Origin of the sequence: Nocardioides sp. GY 10113, from assembly GCF_004919105.1 — a bacterium.
Taxonomy (GTDB): domain Bacteria; phylum Actinomycetota; class Actinomycetes; order Propionibacteriales; family Nocardioidaceae; genus Nocardioides.
Genome location: NZ_STGK01000004.1, coordinates 306,003 through 323,141 on the forward strand (window position 1 = coordinate 306,003; position 17,139 = coordinate 323,141).

Annotated in this window: 15 protein-coding genes and 1 pseudogene; 15 read left to right on the plus strand and 1 reads right to left on the minus strand. The window is 73.1% G+C overall.

Annotated elements, in window-relative coordinates; translation table 11 throughout:
* Window positions 1-191: 191 nt before the first annotated feature.
* Both smc and E8D34_RS07520 read left to right on the plus strand, forming a co-directional pair.
* The gene (gene smc / locus E8D34_RS07515) at window positions 192-3,791 is read left to right on the plus strand and encodes a chromosome segregation protein SMC (RefSeq protein WP_136593988.1); all 3,600 of its coding nucleotides are present in this window, start codon (window positions 192-194) and stop codon (window positions 3,789-3,791) included.
* A complete protein-coding gene (locus tag E8D34_RS07520) occupies window positions 3,791-4,240 on the plus strand; it encodes an acyl-CoA thioesterase (RefSeq protein WP_136593989.1) in 450 nt (149 codons plus the stop codon). The genes smc and E8D34_RS07520 overlap by 1 nt, the downstream gene beginning before the upstream one ends.
* A 20-nt stretch (window positions 4,241-4,260) precedes the next feature.
* Here E8D34_RS07520 and E8D34_RS07525 read toward each other — a convergent pair whose 3' ends face one another.
* Complete coding sequence (locus tag E8D34_RS07525; RefSeq protein ID WP_136593990.1) at window positions 4,261-5,325, minus strand: hypothetical protein; 1,065 nt, start codon at window positions 5,323-5,325, stop codon at window positions 4,261-4,263.
* A gap of 171 nt (window positions 5,326-5,496) precedes the next feature.
* Between E8D34_RS07525 and E8D34_RS07530 the strand changes: the two genes are divergently transcribed.
* The 13 genes and pseudogenes from E8D34_RS07530 to E8D34_RS21300 all read left to right on the plus strand — a co-directional run bounded on the left by E8D34_RS07530 (window position 5,497) and on the right by E8D34_RS21300 (window position 17,103).
* The gene (locus tag E8D34_RS07530) at window positions 5,497-5,685 is read left to right on the plus strand and encodes a hypothetical protein (RefSeq protein WP_136593991.1); all 189 of its coding nucleotides are present in this window, start codon (window positions 5,497-5,499) and stop codon (window positions 5,683-5,685) included.
* A gap of 79 nt (window positions 5,686-5,764) precedes the next feature.
* Complete coding sequence (gene ftsY / locus E8D34_RS07535; RefSeq protein ID WP_136593992.1) at window positions 5,765-6,937, plus strand: signal recognition particle-docking protein FtsY; 1,173 nt, start codon at window positions 5,765-5,767, stop codon at window positions 6,935-6,937.
* Window positions 6,938-7,087: 150 nt separating this feature from the next.
* Window positions 7,088-8,434 carry an ammonium transporter gene (locus E8D34_RS07540; protein WP_240771200.1) on the plus strand — a complete coding sequence of 449 codons (1,347 nt, stop codon included), beginning with the start codon at window positions 7,088-7,090 and terminating at the stop codon, window positions 8,432-8,434.
* Entirely contained in the window at window positions 8,431-8,769 is a 339-nt protein-coding gene (locus E8D34_RS07545; protein WP_136593993.1) for a P-II family nitrogen regulator, read from the plus strand. The genes E8D34_RS07540 and E8D34_RS07545 overlap by 4 nt, the downstream gene beginning before the upstream one ends.
* Complete coding sequence (locus tag E8D34_RS07550; protein WP_276606584.1) at window positions 8,703-11,123, plus strand: [protein-PII] uridylyltransferase; 2,421 nt, start codon at window positions 8,703-8,705, stop codon at window positions 11,121-11,123. Before E8D34_RS07545 ends, E8D34_RS07550 begins: the two co-directional genes overlap by 67 nt.
* A 48-nt stretch (window positions 11,124-11,171) precedes the next feature.
* Window positions 11,172-12,755 carry a signal recognition particle protein gene (ffh, locus tag E8D34_RS07555; protein WP_136593995.1) on the plus strand — a complete coding sequence of 528 codons (1,584 nt, stop codon included), beginning with the start codon at window positions 11,172-11,174 and terminating at the stop codon, window positions 12,753-12,755.
* A 10-nt stretch (window positions 12,756-12,765) separates the two neighbouring features.
* On the plus strand, window positions 12,766-13,140 hold the full coding sequence (locus E8D34_RS07560) for an NYN domain-containing protein (RefSeq protein ID WP_136593996.1): 375 nt from the start codon (window positions 12,766-12,768) through the stop codon (window positions 13,138-13,140).
* Window positions 13,141-13,302: 162 nt separating this feature from the next.
* Window positions 13,303-14,379 carry an amidohydrolase family protein gene (locus E8D34_RS07565; protein WP_136593997.1) on the plus strand — a complete coding sequence of 359 codons (1,077 nt, stop codon included), beginning with the start codon at window positions 13,303-13,305 and terminating at the stop codon, window positions 14,377-14,379.
* Between the two features lie 180 nt (window positions 14,380-14,559).
* Window positions 14,560-15,018: a 30S ribosomal protein S16 gene (gene rpsP / locus E8D34_RS07570; RefSeq protein WP_136593998.1), complete on the plus strand. Its 459-nt coding sequence runs from the start codon at window positions 14,560-14,562 to the stop codon at window positions 15,016-15,018.
* Window positions 15,019-15,022: 4 nt separating this feature from the next.
* A complete protein-coding gene (locus E8D34_RS07575; RefSeq protein WP_136593999.1) occupies window positions 15,023-15,262 on the plus strand; it encodes an RNA-binding protein in 240 nt (79 codons plus the stop codon).
* Window positions 15,263-15,379: 117 nt separating this feature from the next.
* Entirely contained in the window at window positions 15,380-15,955 is a 576-nt protein-coding gene (gene rimM / locus E8D34_RS07580) for a ribosome maturation factor RimM (protein WP_206056592.1), read from the plus strand.
* Window positions 15,952-16,626, plus strand: a pseudogene (trmD, locus tag E8D34_RS21295) (tRNA (guanosine(37)-N1)-methyltransferase TrmD); the annotation flags it as partial. The gene rimM and the pseudogene trmD, both read left to right, overlap by 4 nt.
* 93 nt (window positions 16,627-16,719) lie before the next feature.
* A complete protein-coding gene (locus E8D34_RS21300; protein WP_240771217.1) occupies window positions 16,720-17,103 on the plus strand; it encodes a GNAT family N-acetyltransferase in 384 nt (127 codons plus the stop codon).
* The last annotated feature ends 36 nt before the right edge of the window (window positions 17,104-17,139 follow it).

The following is a 17,139-nucleotide window of genomic DNA, read 5'->3' on the forward strand; positions in this document are numbered from 1 at the left end:
TGCCCGTGCCTCCCGTGCCGATCTGCTGACCGGGGTGGCCCGGCGCGCCATGACCGTGCCGGCACCGGGTCCCCGCCTCGGGGCGCTCCGCCGGTTAGGCTGAGGCGCGCTGGCTTCCCCCTCGGCCGCCGCCCTCGGGTGGTGAGTCGCGCAGCAGTCCGGCACCGCCGAGCAGATCTGGGAGCCCCGCGTTGTACCTGAAGAGCCTGACCCTGAAGGGGTTCAAGTCCTTCGCGTCCGCCACCACCCTCCAGCTGGAGCCGGGGATCACCTGCATCGTCGGGCCCAACGGATCCGGCAAGTCCAACGTCGTCGACGCCCTCGCCTGGGTGATGGGCGAGCAGGGCGCCAAGTCGCTGCGCGGCGGCAAGATGGAGGACGTCATCTTCGCCGGCACCTCCGGCCGTCCCCCGCTGGGTCGGGCCGAGGTGGTGCTGACCATCGACAACTCCGACGGCGCGCTGCCGATCGACTACGCCGAGGTGACGATCAGCCGGACGATGTTCCGCACCGGCGGCTCGGAGTACGCGATCAACGGCACGTCGTGCCGCCTGCTCGACGTCCAGGAGCTGCTCAGCGACTCCGGCATCGGCCGGGAGATGCACGTCATCGTCGGCCAGGGGCAGCTCGACTCGATCCTGCACGCCACCCCGGAGGACCGCCGCGGGTTCATCGAGGAGGCCGCGGGCGTCCTCAAGCACCGCAAGCGCAAGGAGAAGGCGCTGCGGAAGCTGGACTCCACCGAGGGCAACCTGACCCGTCTGGCGGACCTGCTCACCGAGATCCGCCGCCAGCTCAAGCCGCTCGGGCGCCAGGCGGAGGTGGCCCGGCGCGCGGCGACCGTGCAGGCCGACGTCCGTGATGCCCGGGCCCGGTTGCTCGCCGACGACCTGGTCACCGCGCGGACCTCGCTGGAGCAGGAGCTGGCCGACGAGAGCGCGCTGACCGCACGCCGTGACGAGGTCGAGGCCGCGGTCGCCGCCGGCCGCGAGCGCGAGGCGGTGCTCGAGGCCGCGTTGCGCGAGGACCTGCCCGCGCTGGCCGCGGCGCAGGAGACGGTCTCCGCGCTGAACGCGCTGCGCGAGCGGGTGCGGGGCACCCGGAGCCTGGCCGGCGAGCGGGTCCGCAATGCGTCGGCCGCCGGCGAGGAGGCGTCCCTGGGGGACCCCGGGCGCGATCCCGAGCACCTGGAGCAGCAGGCCGCCCGGCTGGCCGCCCAGGAGGCCGAGATCGCGGCCACGGTGGCCGAGCAGCAGGCGGCGCTGGAGGCCGCCGTGGTGGCGCGCAAGCAGTCCGAGGAGGCGGCGAGCGCGGAGGAGCGGCGGGTGGCGGCACTGCTGCGCGCGGCCGCCGATCGCCGCGAGGGACTCGCCCGGCTGCACGGCCAGGTGAACGCGCTCAAGTCGCGGGCCGCGGCCGCCGCCGAGGAGATCGGCCGGCTCGAGCAGGCACGGACCGACGCGCTCACCCGGGCCGACCGGGCCCAGCGGGACTTCACCGCGCTGGAGACCAAGGTCGCCGGGCTGGACGCGGGCGAGGAGGGCCTGGACGCCGAGCACGAGGCGGCGGTCGGTGCGTTGGACGCGATCGAGGAGCGCCTGGCCAAGACCCGCGCGGAGGCCCAGCAGGCCGACCGCGACCGTTCCGCGCTGGGGGCCCGCAAGGAGGCCCTGGAGATCGGCCTGGCGCGCAAGGACGGCGCCGGCGCCCTGCTCGCCGCCAGCGACACGGTCTCGGGGCTGCTGGGCTCGGTCGCCGCCCTGGTCACCGTCCGCGCCGGCTACGAGGCGGCCGTCGCGGGCGCCCTGGGCGCGGCGGCGGACGCCGTGGCGGTCACTGACACGGATGCCGCGGTCGACGCGCTGCACCACCTCAAGGACGACGACCTCGGTCGGGCCGGGCTGCTGCTCGGCGGCCACCCCGACGACCGCTCCGGCTGGCCGACGCTTCCCGTCGGGGCGACGTACGCCGCCGAGGTCGTGGAGTGCCCGGACCAGGTCCGCGGCGCGCTGACCCGGCTGCTGCACAAGACCGCGGTGGTCGACGACCTCGCCGCGGCCCGGTCGCTGGTGGCCGACCTGCCCGACGTGATCGCGGTGACCCGCGACGGCGACCTGCTGGGTGCGCACTTCGCTGCGGGCGGCTCGAACGCCCAGCAGTCCCTGATCGAGATCCAGGCCGCAGTCGACGAGGCGGCAGCGGCACTGGCCGAGGCCACCGCGGCCGGCGAGCGCCTCGCGTTCGACCTCTCCCGGCTCGAGGCCGAGCGGGGTGAGGCCCAGCAGCGCGCCGACGTCGCGCTGGCCAGGCTCCACGAGTCCGACGCCACCCTGGCCGCCGTCGCGGAGGAGCTGGGTCAGTACGGCTCCCAGGCGCGCTCGGCGCGCGCCGAGGCGGACCGGCTCACCGAGGCGATCGCGAAGGCCGAGTCCGCGCGCGAGCAGGCGCTCGTCGGGCTGGCCGAGCTGGAGCAGCGCCTGGCCGGCGCCGAGGAGAGCACCGAGGAGGAGCCGGACACCACCGAGCAGGAGCGCCTGGTCGAGGCCACCCGAGCGGCCCGGCAGGCCGAGATGGACGCACGGCTGGCGCTGCGCACCTCGGAGGAGCGGGGGCGGGCCCTGCACGGGCGGGTCGACGGCATGCGCAAGGCCGCGGCCGCAGAGCGCCAGGCCCGCGCCCGGGCCGCCGAGCGGCGTGAGCGACTGCTCCGGGAGGGCCGGTCGGGCGAGGCCGTGGTGACCGCTGCGGGCTACGTGCTGGAGCGGCTCGAGCTGTCGGTCGAGCGCGCGGTCGCCGAGCGCACCGCGATCGAGGAGTCGCGCCGCGAGCGCGAGGAGCAGCTGGTCACCGTCCGCGGGACGCTGCGGGACCTGGACCGTGAGCTCGCGGAGCTGGTCAGCTCGGTGCACCGCGACGAGCTCGCCCGGGCCCAGCAGCGGATGCGGATCGAGCAGCTCGAGGAGCGCGCCCTGGAGGAGCTGGGGCTCGAGGCCGACGCGCTGGTGGCCGAGTACGGGCCCGACCAGCCGGTGCCGGTGCTCGACGCCGCCCCCGACGCCGCCACCGGTGAGGCCGACGACGCGGCCGACGGTGAGGCCGCCGAGCCGGCACCGCGGACCGTGCCCTACGTGCGCGAGGAGCAGGCGAAGCGGCTCAAGGCCGCCGAGCGGGCCCTGGCGATGCTCGGCAAGGTCAACCCGCTGGCGCTGGAGGAGTTCGCGGCGATGGAGGAGCGCCACCAGTTCCTCTCCGAGCAGCTGGAGGATCTCCGGTCCACCCGCAAGGACCTGCTGGACATCGTCAAGGACGTCGACATCAAGGTCGAGCAGGTCTTCACCGAGGCGTACGCCGACGTGACCCGTGCCTTCGACCAGACCTTCGCCCGGCTTTTCCCCGGTGGTGAGGGACGCCTGATCCTGACCGACCCCTCGAACATGCTGACCACCGGCGTCGAGGTCGAGGCCCGCCCGCCGGGCAAGAAGGTCAAGCGGCTCTCGCTGCTCTCGGGAGGTGAGCGCTCGCTGGTCGCGGTGGCGTTCCTGGTGGCGCTGTTCAAGGCCCGGCCGTCGCCGTTCTACATCCTCGACGAGGTCGAGGCCGCGCTGGACGACACCAACCTCGGCCGCCTTCTCCAGATCTACGAGGAGCTGCGGGAGAACTCCCAGCTGCTGGTGATCACCCACCAGAAGCGGACGATGGAGGTCGGCGATGCCCTCTACGGTGTGACCATGCGCGGGGACGGCGTCTCCGCGGTGATCAGCCAGCGCCTGCGAGAGGACACGACCGCCTGATGCCCGCCGAGCGACCGCGCCGCGACTCCTACGTCGCCTGGCGCCGGGCCACCACGCGCTGGTCCGACGACGACGCCTACGGGCACCTCAACAACGCACGCTACTTCGACCTGATCGACACCGCCGTCAACGCCCACCTGGCCGAGGCCACCGGCGTGGACATCCGGCAGCTGCCGCAGATCGGGGTGGTCGCGGAGGTCTCGTGCCGCTACTTCGCGGAGATGGGCTACCCGCGGCCCATCGACCTGGGGCTCGTGGTGGACCGGATCGGCACCTCGTCGGTGGTCTACCGGGTCGGGCTCTTCCAGGGCGACCCCGAGGGGGAGGGGGCGCTGGCCAGTGCGGAGGGCCGGTTCGTGCACGTGTACGTCGACAACACCGACCCGGCCCGCCCGGTCACCCCGCTGCCGGACGCGATCCGGTCCGCGGTGAGCCCGCTGCTGCGCTGAGCCCCGCGAAGCCGGCCGCCTCAGGTCCGGGCGACCTCGCGCTCGGCGATCCGACGGATGCCCGCCCACTCCGCCTCGGGCAGCCCCAGCAGCGGCAGGTAGTGGTCCAGACGGGCCGGGTCGAGCCGATGCTCCGGCTCGGTCGACTCCTTGACCGCCGCGGTGAAGAGCGGGCGGTCGGCCGCCTCGAGGTACCGCTCGGCCACGATCCGGTTCGTCTCCTCGAAACCGGCCAGGTACGCCGCCCGCCGGTCGGCCGGCAGGCTGAGCGGCTCCCCGGCCTCGGCGGCCAGCAGCGGGATCAGGGGACCGTTGTCGATGCGCCACTGCGCCATCCCCTGCTCCTCGACCCGGAACAGGTTGATCACGCGCAGCACCTCGACCGCCTCCGCGCCGAGGCTCTCGTTGCGGTCCACCGGCACGGCGAGGTCGCCGACCTCGACCGGCACCCCGACGGCGTCGAGGAAGTCCTGGTAGAGCGAGCCGCCGCGGAAGCGCGCGCGCTCGAAGGGCCGGACGACCACGGCGTCGGGGCGCATCCCCGTGCGCCAGGCGTCGAGGCGGGCGGCGTAGTCGTAGAGGCGACCCCGGTCCTTGGCCGCCCACTCCGAGAGCCGCACGGTGCTGCCGATCTTGACCGCCTGCTGGTAGCTGCTGAGCAGGTGGTCGTCCTGCCGGCGCAGGTAGGCGACCACCCGCACGGATCGGGCGCGCCCGGCGAACAGCGCGCGGGCGCGGTCGATGGCTCCGGGCCTGGCGGTGAAGAGGCCCTCGTCGGAGAGCAGCACGTGGCCGGCACCGGTCGACACCTCGTCGAGCAGCCGGGCGGCGGTCTGGCTGCGGAACGCCGCGACGTCGTCGTTCTTGCCGCGCTTCCAGAGCCGGTGGGAGACCAGCTGCTGGTCGGGCATCAGCATCATCCCGAAGCGTCGGTGCCGCGTCGCGCCCGGGGAGCGGGGGTAGAGCCAGCCGCGGCGCAGCAGCTCGTCCCGGTTCTGGTTCAGGAAGCCCTGGAGGGAGCTGGTGCCGGTCTTGCTGCTCCCGATGTGGAGCGTCAGGTCGAACGGTGGTGCTGGGGTGGCCATGCTGTCCCTTCCGCGTGCTGCGCCGACATCCTCCCATCCCGGGCGCTGCCGGTCGCGGTGACCGCCCGGTGGTGCCGGCGTTGCGGGCCGTGGCCCGTGGTCCGGGTATGTTCGCGGCGCCGCCGACGCACTCGGACGTGGGCCGGCGCCATCGGGAAGGGAAGTCACCGCATGCTGTTCATGGTGCTCGGGATGGTCATCAGCATGGTGGCCGCGGGCCTGGTCGTCCTCTACGTCGCGTACCCGCACCGCGGGCAGCGGATGCCCGGGGTGCCGTGGGTCGGTGAGGCGATGGGCCGGGCAGCGGACGCCGCTCCGGTGATCGACGAGGTCGAGGGCGACCTGCTGCGCCAGCGCTGAGTCGCCGCCGGGCGGTTGAGGACCGCTCGCGTCGCCCGCGGTATCGCGAGGCGGGACCGCGCCTGATTGGATGAGCCCCATGCAGGATTGGCTCTACCTCGTCATCGGGATCGCCGTTCTCGGCGTCCTGCTCCTCGTCGGACTTCTCGTCCTGCCCCGACGGCGCTCGTCGCCGCCGGCCTCGACCGACGTCCTGGCGCCGGAGCGACCCGCCGCGCCCGAGGAGCACCCGCCCGGTGACGGGACGACAGCAGTCCTCGAGCCCGAGGTCCTCGAGCCGGAGGTCCTCGAGCCCGAGGTCCTCGAGCCCGAGGCGCCGGTCCTCGAACGCCCGGAGAAGCCGGCCTCCCGGCTGGTCCGACTGCGCCAGCGGCTGGCCGGATCGGGCGCGTTCGGCCGCGGCCTGCTCGGTCTGCTGAGCCGGGACAGCCTGGACGAGGACACCTGGGAGGCGATCGAGGACCTCCTGATCGGCGCGGACATCGGGGTGGCGCCGACCCAGGAGCTCGTCGAGCGGCTGCGCACCCGGATGCGGGTCGAGGGCGGCACCGACGGCGCCACCGCTCGGGCGATCCTGCGCGAGGAGCTGATCGACCTGGTCGGCCCCGAGATGGACCGCTCCCTGCGGGTCAGCGGCGAGGGGGACAAGCCCGGCGTGCTGCTGGTGGTCGGGGTCAACGGCACCGGCAAGACCACCACGGTCGGCAAGATCGCTCGGATCCTGGTGGCCGAGGACCGCACGGCGCTGCTCGGCGCGGCCGACACCTTCCGCGCAGCGGCGACCGAGCAGCTGGCGACGTGGGGCGAGCGGGTCGGTGTCGAGGTCGTCCGCGGGCCGGAGGGCGGCGACCCCGCCAGCGTGGCCTTCGACGCGGTCAAGCGAGGCGTGGACGAGGGCGTCGACACCGTCGTGGTCGACACGGCCGGGCGCCTGCAGAACAAGGCGGGTCTGATGGACGAGCTCGGCAAGGTCAAGCGCGTCATCGAGAAGCAGGCGCCGGTGACCGAGGTGCTCCTGGTCCTCGACGCCACCACCGGCCAGAACGGCCTGATCCAGGCCAAGGTGTTCTCCGAGGTCGTCGACGTCACCGGCATCGCGCTGACCAAGCTGGACGGCTCGGCCAAGGGCGGCATCGTGGTCGCGGTGCAGCGCCAGCTCGGCGTACCGGTCAAGCTGGTCGGCCTGGGCGAGGGCCCGGACGACCTCGCGCCGTTCGAGCCGGAGGCGTTCGTCGACGCGCTGCTGGGCTGATCCGCCGGCCTCCTCGCGGGTCCCGCAACTCGTTACATCCCGGAAACAATCCGTCGAGGGTGCGGAAACTTCCGCCCACGAAGGTTCTCCCAAACCGGAGGCGCGGGCGCCGTACGCGCGCCGCCCGCGACCCGGATCGAGAGCCCGGAGGTGACGGTGGAAAACGGCTACTACACGTGGATGCTCGTGTCGTCCTCGCTGGTGCTGCTGATGACGGCGCCCGGCCTGGCCCTGTTCTACGGCGGCATGAGCCGGAGCAAGTCCGTGCTGAACATGATGATGATGTCGTTCAGCGCCCTCGGCATCGTCGGCATCGTCTACGCCCTGTGGGGCTGGTCGATGTCCTACAGCACGACCTTCCCCACGGCGGACGGCGTGACCGGCGGCGAGGTCGGGCAGTTCTTCTCCAACCCGTTCACGCAGTTCGGGCTCGAGAGCACCGACCCCGCCAACTACGTGTTCGTCGCCTTCCAGATGACCTTCGCGGTGATCACCGCGGCGCTGATCAGCGGCGCCGTCGCGGACCGCTTGAAGTTCTCCGCCTGGCTGGTCTTCGTCCCGATCTGGGTCACACTCTCCTACTTCCCGCTGGCCCACATGGTGTGGGGCGGCGGCTTCCTCAGCGACGTGCAGAACGGCCTCGCCGACCTGCTGTTCGCCGGTGACGGCGCCGCTGAGGTCGCGCCGATCGACTACGCCGGCGGCACGGTCGTCCACATCAACGCCGGCGTCGCCGGCCTGGTGCTGGCCCTGCTGGTGGGGCGTCGGCTCGGCTTCGGCAAGGAGCCGATGAAGCCGCACAACCTGACCCTCACGATGATCGGCGCCGGCCTGCTCTGGTTCGGCTGGTTCGGGTTCAACGTCGGCTCCATCGTCAACCTCGACGACTACACCACCGAGACCGGCCTGGTCTGGCTCAACACGACGCTGGCGACCTGCGCCGCGATGCTCGGCTGGCTGGTGGTGGAGAAGCTCCGCGACGGCAAGTCGACCTCGCTCGGCGCCGCCTCCGGCGTGGTCGCCGGCCTGGTCGCGATCACCCCTGCCTGCGGCAACCTGATGCCGTGGAGCTCGATGGTGCTGGGCCTGGTCGCCGGTGGGCTCTGTGCCCTCGCGGTCGGCCTGAAGTACCGATGGAACTACGACGACTCCCTCGACGTCGTCGGCGTCCACCTCGTCGGTGGTCTCGTCGGCACGATCGGGGTGGGCTTCCTCGCCTCGAACGGGGGAGGCCTGCTGACCGGCGGTGGCGCCAAGCAGCTGGTGGTCCAGGTCTGCGTCGCGCTCTTCGCGATGCTCTGGTCCGCGGTCGCCACCCTCCTGGTCGCGCTGGCGATCAAGTACACGATGGGTCTGCGCCTCGACGAGGAGGCCGAGGTCGAGGGAATCGACTTCATCGAACACGGCGAGTCTGCCTACGATCTCGGGACCAGCGGGGGCGCACGGCGTGCGTCGGTCCTCGGCTCGGGATCCACTGCAACGGAGGTAAGCGCATGAAGCTGGTCACCGCAGTCATCAAGCCGCACAAGTGGGAGGACGTCCGCGAGGCGCTGGAGACCTTCGGTGTGACGGGCATGACCGTCAGCGAGGTCAGCGGCTACGGACGGCAGAAGGGCCACACCGAGGTCTACCGCGGCGCGGAGTACGACATCGCGCTGGTGCCCAAGATCCGGATCGAGATCGTGGTGGACGACGGTGACACCGACGACATCGTCGGGATCATCACGAAGACCGCCCAGACGGGTCGGATCGGGGACGGCAAGGTCTGGGTCAGTCCGATCGAGACCGTGATCCGCGTCCGCACGGGCGACAAGGACGCAGCCGCGCTGTAGCGCACAGGTCGTCGACAGGTCAGGCGGCACACGCGACGGCCCGATCGCACGAGCGATCGGGCCGTCGGCGTACGGGGAGCAGGGAGGGACCGATGACCGGAGTGGAGCGGGGGGTACGCACGGACTCCGCCGACGCGCTCTGCGCGAAGGCGTACGCCGGCGCGAACGGGCCCGAGACCGGTGTCGCGCTGGTGGCCGTCGGGGGCTACGGGCGCGGTGAGCTGGCGCCCTTCTCGGACCTGGACGTCGTGCTGGCCTACGACGAGGGGGTCGACACCGCCGCGCTGGCCCAGCAGGTCTGGTACCCGTTGTGGGACTCGGGTGCGCGGCTGGACCACTCGGTGCGCAGCCTGCCGGAGATGCTGACCGCCTTCGAGAGCGACATCAGGGTCGCCTCCGGGCTGCTCGACGTGCGGCACGTGGCCGGCGACCCGAACCTCACCCTGCGGCTGCGCACCACGGTGCTCGCGCAGTGGCGACGGCGGGCGCGGGAGCGCCTGCCCGAGCTGAAGGCGATGGTCGACAGCCGCTACCGGCTGGTCGGCGAGCTGGCGCACCTGTCGGTCCCGGACCTCAAGGAGGCGGCCGGCGGCCTGCGCGACGCCACCGTCCTCAAGGCGCTCACCGCGACCTGGCTGGTCGACGTGCCGGCCTCCGACCTGGAGCGCGGCAGGCGCCAGCTGCTCGACGTCCGCGACGTGCTGCACAGCATCGCCGGACGCGCCACCGACCGGATCGCGCCCGAGCACTGGAGCGGGCTGGCGGAGGGCCTCGGCCTGGAGGACGAGCTGGCCGCGCAGCGACACGTCCGCGAGCTCGGTCGCCGGATCCGCCACCTCTCCCGGCTCGCCTGGCGCCGCGTGGACGACGCGCTGCGGCGCCCGGTCGCCGGACGCCCCCGGCGACCGGAGCTGGAGCCCCTCGGCCCGGGCATCGCTCGCTCCGGGGGCGAGGTGGTGCTGGACCGTGGCGCACGTCCCGACCAGGACCCCGTGTTGCTGCTGCGCGCCGCCGCCGAGGCGGCCACCCGCGACCTCGTGCTGGCGCCGCCCACGGCCGCGCGCCTGGTGCGGGAGGGGGCGCCGCTGCCCGAGGTCTGGCCGGCCGAGGCGCGCCAGCACTTCGTCCGGCTGCTGGCCGCCGGCCCCGGGATGCTCGGGGTGTGGGAGACGCTGGAGGAGACCGGCGCGCTCGACCTGGTGCTCCCGGAGTGGGAGCGGATCCGGCTGCTGCCGCACGCCTCGCCGATCCACCGGTTCACCGTCGACCGGCATGCGGTGGAGACCTGCATCGAGGCCTCGGCCCTGATCCGTGGGGTGTCCCGGCCGGACGTGCTGGCGGTCGCGGCGCTGCTGCACGACATCGGCAAGGGTGGCCTGACGGCGCACAGCGTCGCCGGTGCCCCGATCGCCCGCGGGGCCGCCACCCGGATGGGCTTCGACCCCGATGCCATCGACCTGATCGAGCAGTTGGTCCGCTGGCACCTGCTGCTCGCGCGCGTGGCGACCACCCGGGACCCCGACGACCCCGCCACGGTCGAGGCCATCACCGCCCATGTCGACGACCCCGAGGCGCTCTCCCTGCTCACCGCCCTGACCGAGGCCGACGCCAAGGCCGCCTCGGCCCAGGCCTGGACGTCCTGGCGGGCAGGCCTCGTGCACGACCTCTCCCGCCGGGTCGCCTCCGCCCTGGCCACCGGGAGCGTGCCGCCGGCGATCCCGGCCGAGGACATCGCGCTGCCCGAGATCCCCGAGTCCGGCTCGGTGGTGCTCGTGGAGCCGGTGCCGGAGGGGTGCCGGGTGACCGTCGTCGCCGAGGACCGGGTGGGACTGCTGGCCGACGTTGCCGCGGTCTTCGCCCTGCGTCGCATCCACGTGCACGCCGCGCGCGCCTGGGCGCAGCAGGACATCGCGGTCTCGGTCTGGGACGTGGCCGAGGAGGCGTTGGACCCGCGGGCGCTCAACGACCAGCTGGAGGGCATCGCGGCGGGACGGGTCGACGCCCGGCACCGCCTCGAACCGCGCGCGGCCGGCGCCGACGACCTCGAGCCGACCGTGGTGATCCGCCCCGAGGCGAGCGAGCAGGCCACCGTGATCGAGGTGCGCGCCAGCGACCGCCTCGGCGTGCTGCACCTGGCCTGCGACGCGCTCGCCGGCCTCGACATCTCCGTGCGCTCGGCCCACATCTCGACGCTCGGTCCCCAGGCGGTCGACGTCTTCTACGTCCAGGAGGCCCACGCCGGCGCGCTCTCGGAGACGCGGGCGGCCGCGGCGGCCCACGCGATCCGGGATCGGATCAGCCCGCCGAGGTCCCAGGACGGCCGCGAAACAGGTCCCTCGGGGCCGCGCCGTTAGAGTTGCCCCTGTCCGCCGTGCCCACCCGCGCCTGCTCGAGGATCCACCTTGTTCGCCACTCTCTCCGATCGCCTCACCGCGACGCTCAAGAACCTTCGTGGGAAGGGTCGCCTCTCCGAGGCCGACATCGACGCCACCGCGCGTGAGATCCGGATCGCCCTGCTCGAGGCCGACGTGGCGCTGCCCGTCGTCAAGGAGTTCGTGGCCGCGGTCAAGGAGCGGGCCCGCGGCGAGGAGGTCAGCGGTGCGCTGAACCCCGCCCAGCAGATCGTGAAGATCGTCAACGACGAGCTGGTCACGATCCTCGGCGGCGAGACCCGCCGCCTGCGCTACGCCAAGTCCGGCCCGACGGTGATCATGCTCGCCGGCCTCCAGGGCGCCGGCAAGACGACGCTGGCGGCCAAGCTGGCGCTGTTCCTCAAGGACCAGGGCAAGTCCCCGCTGCTGGTCGCCTGCGACCTGCAGCGGCCCAACGCGGTCAACCAGCTCCAGGTCAACGGCGAGCGGGTCGGCGTCCCGGTCTTCGCCCCCGAGCCGGGCAACGGCGTGGGCGACCCGGTGCAGGTGGCCCGCTCGGCCGTCGACGAGGCGACCCGCAAGCTGCACGACGTGGTCATCGTCGACACCGCCGGCCGCCTCGGCGTGGACGCGGAGATGATGGCCCAGGCCGCCTCGATCCGCGACGCCGTCAACCCCGACGAGGTCCTCTTCGTCGTCGACGCGATGATCGGCCAGGACGCGCTGATCACCGCCCAGGCCTTCCTCGACGGCGTCGGGTACGACGGCGTGGTGCTCACCAAGCTCGACGGCGACGCCCGCGGTGGTGCCGCCCTCTCGATCCGCCAGGTCACCGGGCGCCCGGTCATGTTCGCCTCCAGCGGCGAGAAGATGACCGACTTCGACGTGTTCCACCCCGACCGGATGGCCTCGCGCATCCTGGACATGGGTGACGTGCTGACCCTGATCGAGCAGGCCGAGAAGGCCTTCGATCAGGAGCAGGCGCTCAAGGCGGCCCAGAAGCTCTCGGGCCAGGGCGGCGAGTTCACCCTCGACGACTTCCTCGAGCAGATGCAGCAGGTCCGCAAGCTCGGCTCGATGTCGAAGATCCTCGGCATGCTGCCCGGGATGGGGCAGATCCGCGACCAGCTGGAGAACTTCGACGACCGCGAGATCGACCGCATCGAGGCGATCATCCGCTCGATGACCCCGGCCGAGCGTGCCAACCCCAAGATCATCGACGGCTCCCGCCGCGCCCGCATCGCCAAGGGCTGCGGCCGCCAGGTCTCCGACGTCAACAGCCTGGTCGACCGCTTCTTCGAGGCCCGCAAGATGATGACCGCGATGGCCAAGGGCGGCGGCATCCCCGGGATGCCGGGCATGCCGGGGATGCCCGGCATGGGCGGCCCCGGCGGTGGCAAGCGGGTCAGCGCCAAGCAGAAGGCGAAGGCCAAGACCAAGGGCAAGCAGCGCCGCTCCGGCAACCCCGCCAAGGCCGCGCAGGAGGCCGCCGCCGAGAAGGAGAAGGCGGCACAGGCCGGCAGCAACCCGTTCGGCATCGGTGAGGACATCGACTACGAGCAGGCCGCCGCGAACCTGCAGCTGCCCAAGGACTTCTCGAAGTTCCTGAGCTGACGCCCGCCCGATGCGGACGAAGTCGGTCCTCGTCGTCGACGGCGCGAACGTCGTCGGCGCCCGCGCCGACGGCTGGTGGAAGGACCGCCCCGGCGCCGCCCGACGGCTCCACGAGGAGCTGCTCGTCGCCGACATCGAGTACGACGTCGTCGTGCTGGTGCTGGAGGGGCAGGCGAAGGGCGGGGTCCGGGCCGGTCGCGACGCCCACGTCCGCACCGTGCACGCCCCGAAGGACGGCGACGCCACCATCGTCGCCGAGGCCCGCGCGGCCTCCGAGCGCGGCGACCGGGTGGTCGTCGTGACCGCCGACCGGGCGCTGGACGCCCGGGTGCACGGGGCCGGCGCGACCTGCGTCGGCCCGTCCTGGCTGATCTCGAGGCTGTGAGGCAGGGTCCCCGGTCTCGAGGCTCGGCGCTGGGGCGTCCCGCCCCTCGACCATCGGGCCGGCGGTGGAGGTGCGAGCGCAGCGCTCGTCCTGCGGTGCGAGCGTGCGAGCCTCGAAGAGAGCCTCGGAACCACCACGACCGCGGTTGGTAGGTTCGCCCGCGTGAGCGGCGCGCTGAGGTTCTCCGGTCCTGTCCTTCCCGACGGCGAGACCCGCGAGCTGTGGGTGGTCGACGGGGTGGTCACCTACGAGCGCCCGGCCGGCGCCGAGACCGCGGCCGAGGGGTGGATCGTCCCCGGGCTGGTCGACGCCCACAACCACCTCGGGCTCGAGGACGGCGGCGCCGTCAGCGACGAGCGGATCGAGGAGCAGGCGCTCGAGGACCGGGCCAACGGCGTACTGCTCACGCGCGACTGCGGCTCGCCGGCCGACACCCGGTGGGTCCAGGAGCGCGAGGACCTGCCCCGGCTGATCCGCTGTGGTCGGCACGTGGCCCGCACCCGGCGCTACATCAAGGGCTACGGCCACGAGGTCGAGCCCGACGAGCTGGTCGACACGGTGGCCGAGCAGGCGGCGGCCGGCGACGGCTGGGTGAAGCTGGTCGGCGACTGGATCTCCCGTGAGGAGGGCGACCTGGCGCCGTCCTTCCCGGCGGACGCCGTCGCGGCCGCGATCGGCGTCGCCCACGCCGCCGGGGCGAAGGTGACCGCGCACTGCTTCGGCACCGCGTCGCTGGGCCCGCTGCTGGCGGCCGGCATCGACTGCATCGAGCACGGCACGGGGCTGACCGCCGAGCACCTGGACCGGATGGTCGCCGGGGGAGTGGCGCTGGTGCCCACCGTGCTCCAGACCTCGAAGTTCCCGACCTTCGCCGAGGCGGGGCGCGACAGGTTCCCGGGCTACTCGGCGACGATGGACGCCCTCCACGCGACCCGACGTGAGGTGCTGATGCAGGCGCACGAGGCCGGGGTGGCGCTCTACGTCGGCAGCGACGGCGGCGGCTCGACCCGGCACGGGGTCCTGCACGAGGAGATCCTGGCGATGGCGGACATGGGCCTGCCCGCGTACGACGTCCTCGGAGCCGCCTCCTGGCGCGGCCGTGCCTGGCTGGGGTGGAACCCGGGGCTCGACGAGGGCGACCCGGCCGACTTCGTGGTCTACCCGCGCAACCCGCTCGAGGACCTGACCGTCCTGGCCACTCCCCAGCGCGTGGTGCTGCGGGGCGTCGTCGTCGCGTGACGCCGTTGTGGTCGATTTCGGCCTCGGCGTCGCCCTCTGGCAGAATGTCCCACTGAGTTCTGTGTCGTCGGGAACCCTCTCAACCGGGCGGCGCAGCGCCATCCGAGGCGGCTCGCCGGTGTTCCCCACCTGGTCGCGTCACCTCAACCCACCACAAATTTTCAAGGAGACACCACAACCGTGGCCGTCAAGATCCGCCTGAAGCGCCTCGGCAAGGTCCGGGTGCCGCAGTACCGCATCGTCATCGTCGACTCGCGCAAGAAGCGCGACGGCGCTGTCATCGAGGAGATCGGCAAGTACCACCCCAAGGAGGACCCGTCGTACATCGACGTCGTCTCCGAGCGGGCGCAGTACTGGCTGTCGGTCGGCGCGCAGCCGTCCGAGGCCGTTGCCCGGATCCTCGAGGTGACCGGCGACTGGCAGAAGTTCAAGGGCATTGACGGTGCCGAGGGCACCCTCAAGGTCAAGGAGCCCAAGCGCGACAAGCTCGAGGTCTTCAACGAGGCGCTGAAGGAGGCCGCGAACGAGCCGAAGGCCGCCGCGACCACCGCCAAGAAGAAGGCCGAGAAGGTCGAGGAGCCCAAGGCCGAGGAGGCGCCGGCCGCCGAGGCCGCCGCCGACGAGTCGACCGAGGCCTGAGCCGGTGCTCGCCGACGCACTCGAGCACCTGGTCCGCGGGATCGTCGATCACCCGGACGAGGTGGTCGTGCGCGACCGCCAGCAGCGCCGCGGCTCCGTGCTCGAGGTCCGGGTCCACCCCGACGACCTCGGCAAGGTGATCGGTCGCGGGGGCCGCACGGCCACCGCGTTCCGCACCGTGGTCTCGGCCCTGGCCGGCAGCTCGAGCGCCCGGATCGACTTCGTCGACACCGACCGCCGCTGATCCAGGCGCCGTCTGGCACCGCCGGGCACGGCCCGGCATCGCTCCACGAACGGGCGTCTCCCTCACGGGAGGCGCCCGTTCGGCGTTCCCGCAGGTCCCGCCGTAATCTCTCCTGTCGTGGAGAGCATCGAGGTCGTCGTGGGTCGGATCGGCAAGCCGCACGGGATCCGGGGTGAGGTCACGGTCGACGTCCGCTCCGACGAGCCCGACCGGCGCTTCCACCCGGGCGCGGTGCTCCGCGCCGCGCCGCCCCGCGGTTCGGACTTCCCGCACGCGACGCTGACCGTCGAGGGCGCCCGCTGGCACCAGTCGGTCCTGCTGCTGGCCTTCGAGGAGATCCCGGACCGCAACGCCGCCGAGGCCGCCCGCGGGGTGGTCCTGCACGCCACCGTCGACGCCGAGGAGCGTCCGGAGGACCCCGACGAGTTCTACGACCACCAGCTGATCGGGCTCGCCGCCGTCGACCTCGACGGCACCCCGTTGGGCGAGGTCACCGGGCTGGTGCACGGTGCCCAGGACCTGCTCCGGCTGCGCACGGTCGCCGGCCGTGAGGCGCTGGTCCCCTTCGTGACCGCCCTGGTGCCCGAGGTCGACCTCGACGGCGGCCGGGTGGTCATCGCCGACCGTCCCGGCCTGGTCGCCCCGGCGCCCGACGAGGACCAGGGCGATGCGGGGGAGGGCTCGGGCTTGTGAGGCTCGACTACCTCAGCATCTTCCCCGACTACCTCGCGCCGCTGCAGCTCTCGCTGCCCGGCAAGGCGGTCGCCAGCGGCCTGCTCGACCTGCACGTCCACGACCTGCGCCAGTGGACCCACGACCGGCACCACACCACCGACGACACGCCGTACGGCGGCGGCGCCGGGATGGTGATGAAGCCCGAGCCGTTCGGCGAGGCCTTCGAGGCGCTCGAGGTCGGCGCCGGCGACACCGTCGTCTTCACCACCCCGTCGGGTCAGCCCTTCGACCAGCGGGTCGCCGAGGACCTGGCCACCCGGTCGCGGCTGGTCTTCGCCTGTGGCCGCTACGAGGGGATCGACCAACGGGTCATCGACCACGCCCGCTCGATCGCCGAGGTCCGCGAGATCAGCCTCGGCGACTACGTGCTCAACGGGGGAGAGGTCGCCGCGCTGGCGATCACCGAGGCCGTGGTGCGGCTGCTGCCGGGCTTCATGGGCAACGCCGAGTCCCTGGTCGAGGAGTCGCACGCCGAGGGCGGGCTGCTGGAGTACCCGGTCTACACCAAGCCCCGGGTCTGGCGGGACCGCGAGGTGCCCGACGTGCTGCTCAGCGGCGACCACGGCCGGATCGCCGCCTGGCGCCACGACCAGGCCGTCCGTCGTACGGCGGAGCGTCGGCCCGACCTGCTCCACCCCTCCGCGCTCGACGACGGCACCCCGATCGTGCGCGCCGGGCGCGGCGACGCGGAGGAGCTGCTGACGCTGCAGCGCGCCTGCTGGGTGCAGGAGGCGCTGGCCAACGACCTGCTCGACATCCCCGCGCTGCACGAGGGCCTCGACGAGGTCCGCGACTGGATCGGCACCTGGGAGACCTACCTGGTGCGGCGCGCCGGCCGGCTGGTCGGCGCCGTACGCGCGCGGCTGGACGGCGAGGTCTGGGAGATCGGCCGGCTGATGGTGGCCCCCGACCTCCAGGGACAGGGGCTCGGCCGGGCGCTGCTGGACCACGTCCAGGCGGTCGCGCCCGCCGGCGCCACGTCGTACGCGTTGGTGACCGGGGGACGCAGCGAGCGGAACCTGCGGCTGTACAAGAAGGCCGGGTTCCGGTTGCGGCGCGACCTCGCCGCGCCGGTCGGTGCCGTGACGCTGACCAAGGCCCGCTAGGCCGGGCTACATGGCTGTGACACTCCACACCAACCT

Coding starts and splice junctions, on each gene's coding strand:
- ftsY (WP_136593992.1), top strand. CDS start 5,765: ATGCAGGATTGGCTCTACCTCGTCATCGGGATCGCCGTTCTCGGCGTC.
- E8D34_RS07545 (WP_136593993.1), top strand. CDS start 8,431: ATGAAGCTGGTCACCGCAGTCATCAAGCCGCACAAGTGGGAGGACGTC.
- E8D34_RS07560 (WP_136593996.1), top strand. CDS start 12,766: ATGCGGACGAAGTCGGTCCTCGTCGTCGACGGCGCGAACGTCGTCGGC.
- E8D34_RS07525 (WP_136593990.1), bottom strand. CDS start 5,325: ATGGCCACCCCAGCACCACCGTTCGACCTGACGCTCCACATCGGGAGC.
- E8D34_RS07530 (WP_136593991.1), top strand. CDS start 5,497: ATGCTGTTCATGGTGCTCGGGATGGTCATCAGCATGGTGGCCGCGGGC.
- E8D34_RS07520 (WP_136593989.1), top strand. CDS start 3,791: ATGCCCGCCGAGCGACCGCGCCGCGACTCCTACGTCGCCTGGCGCCGG.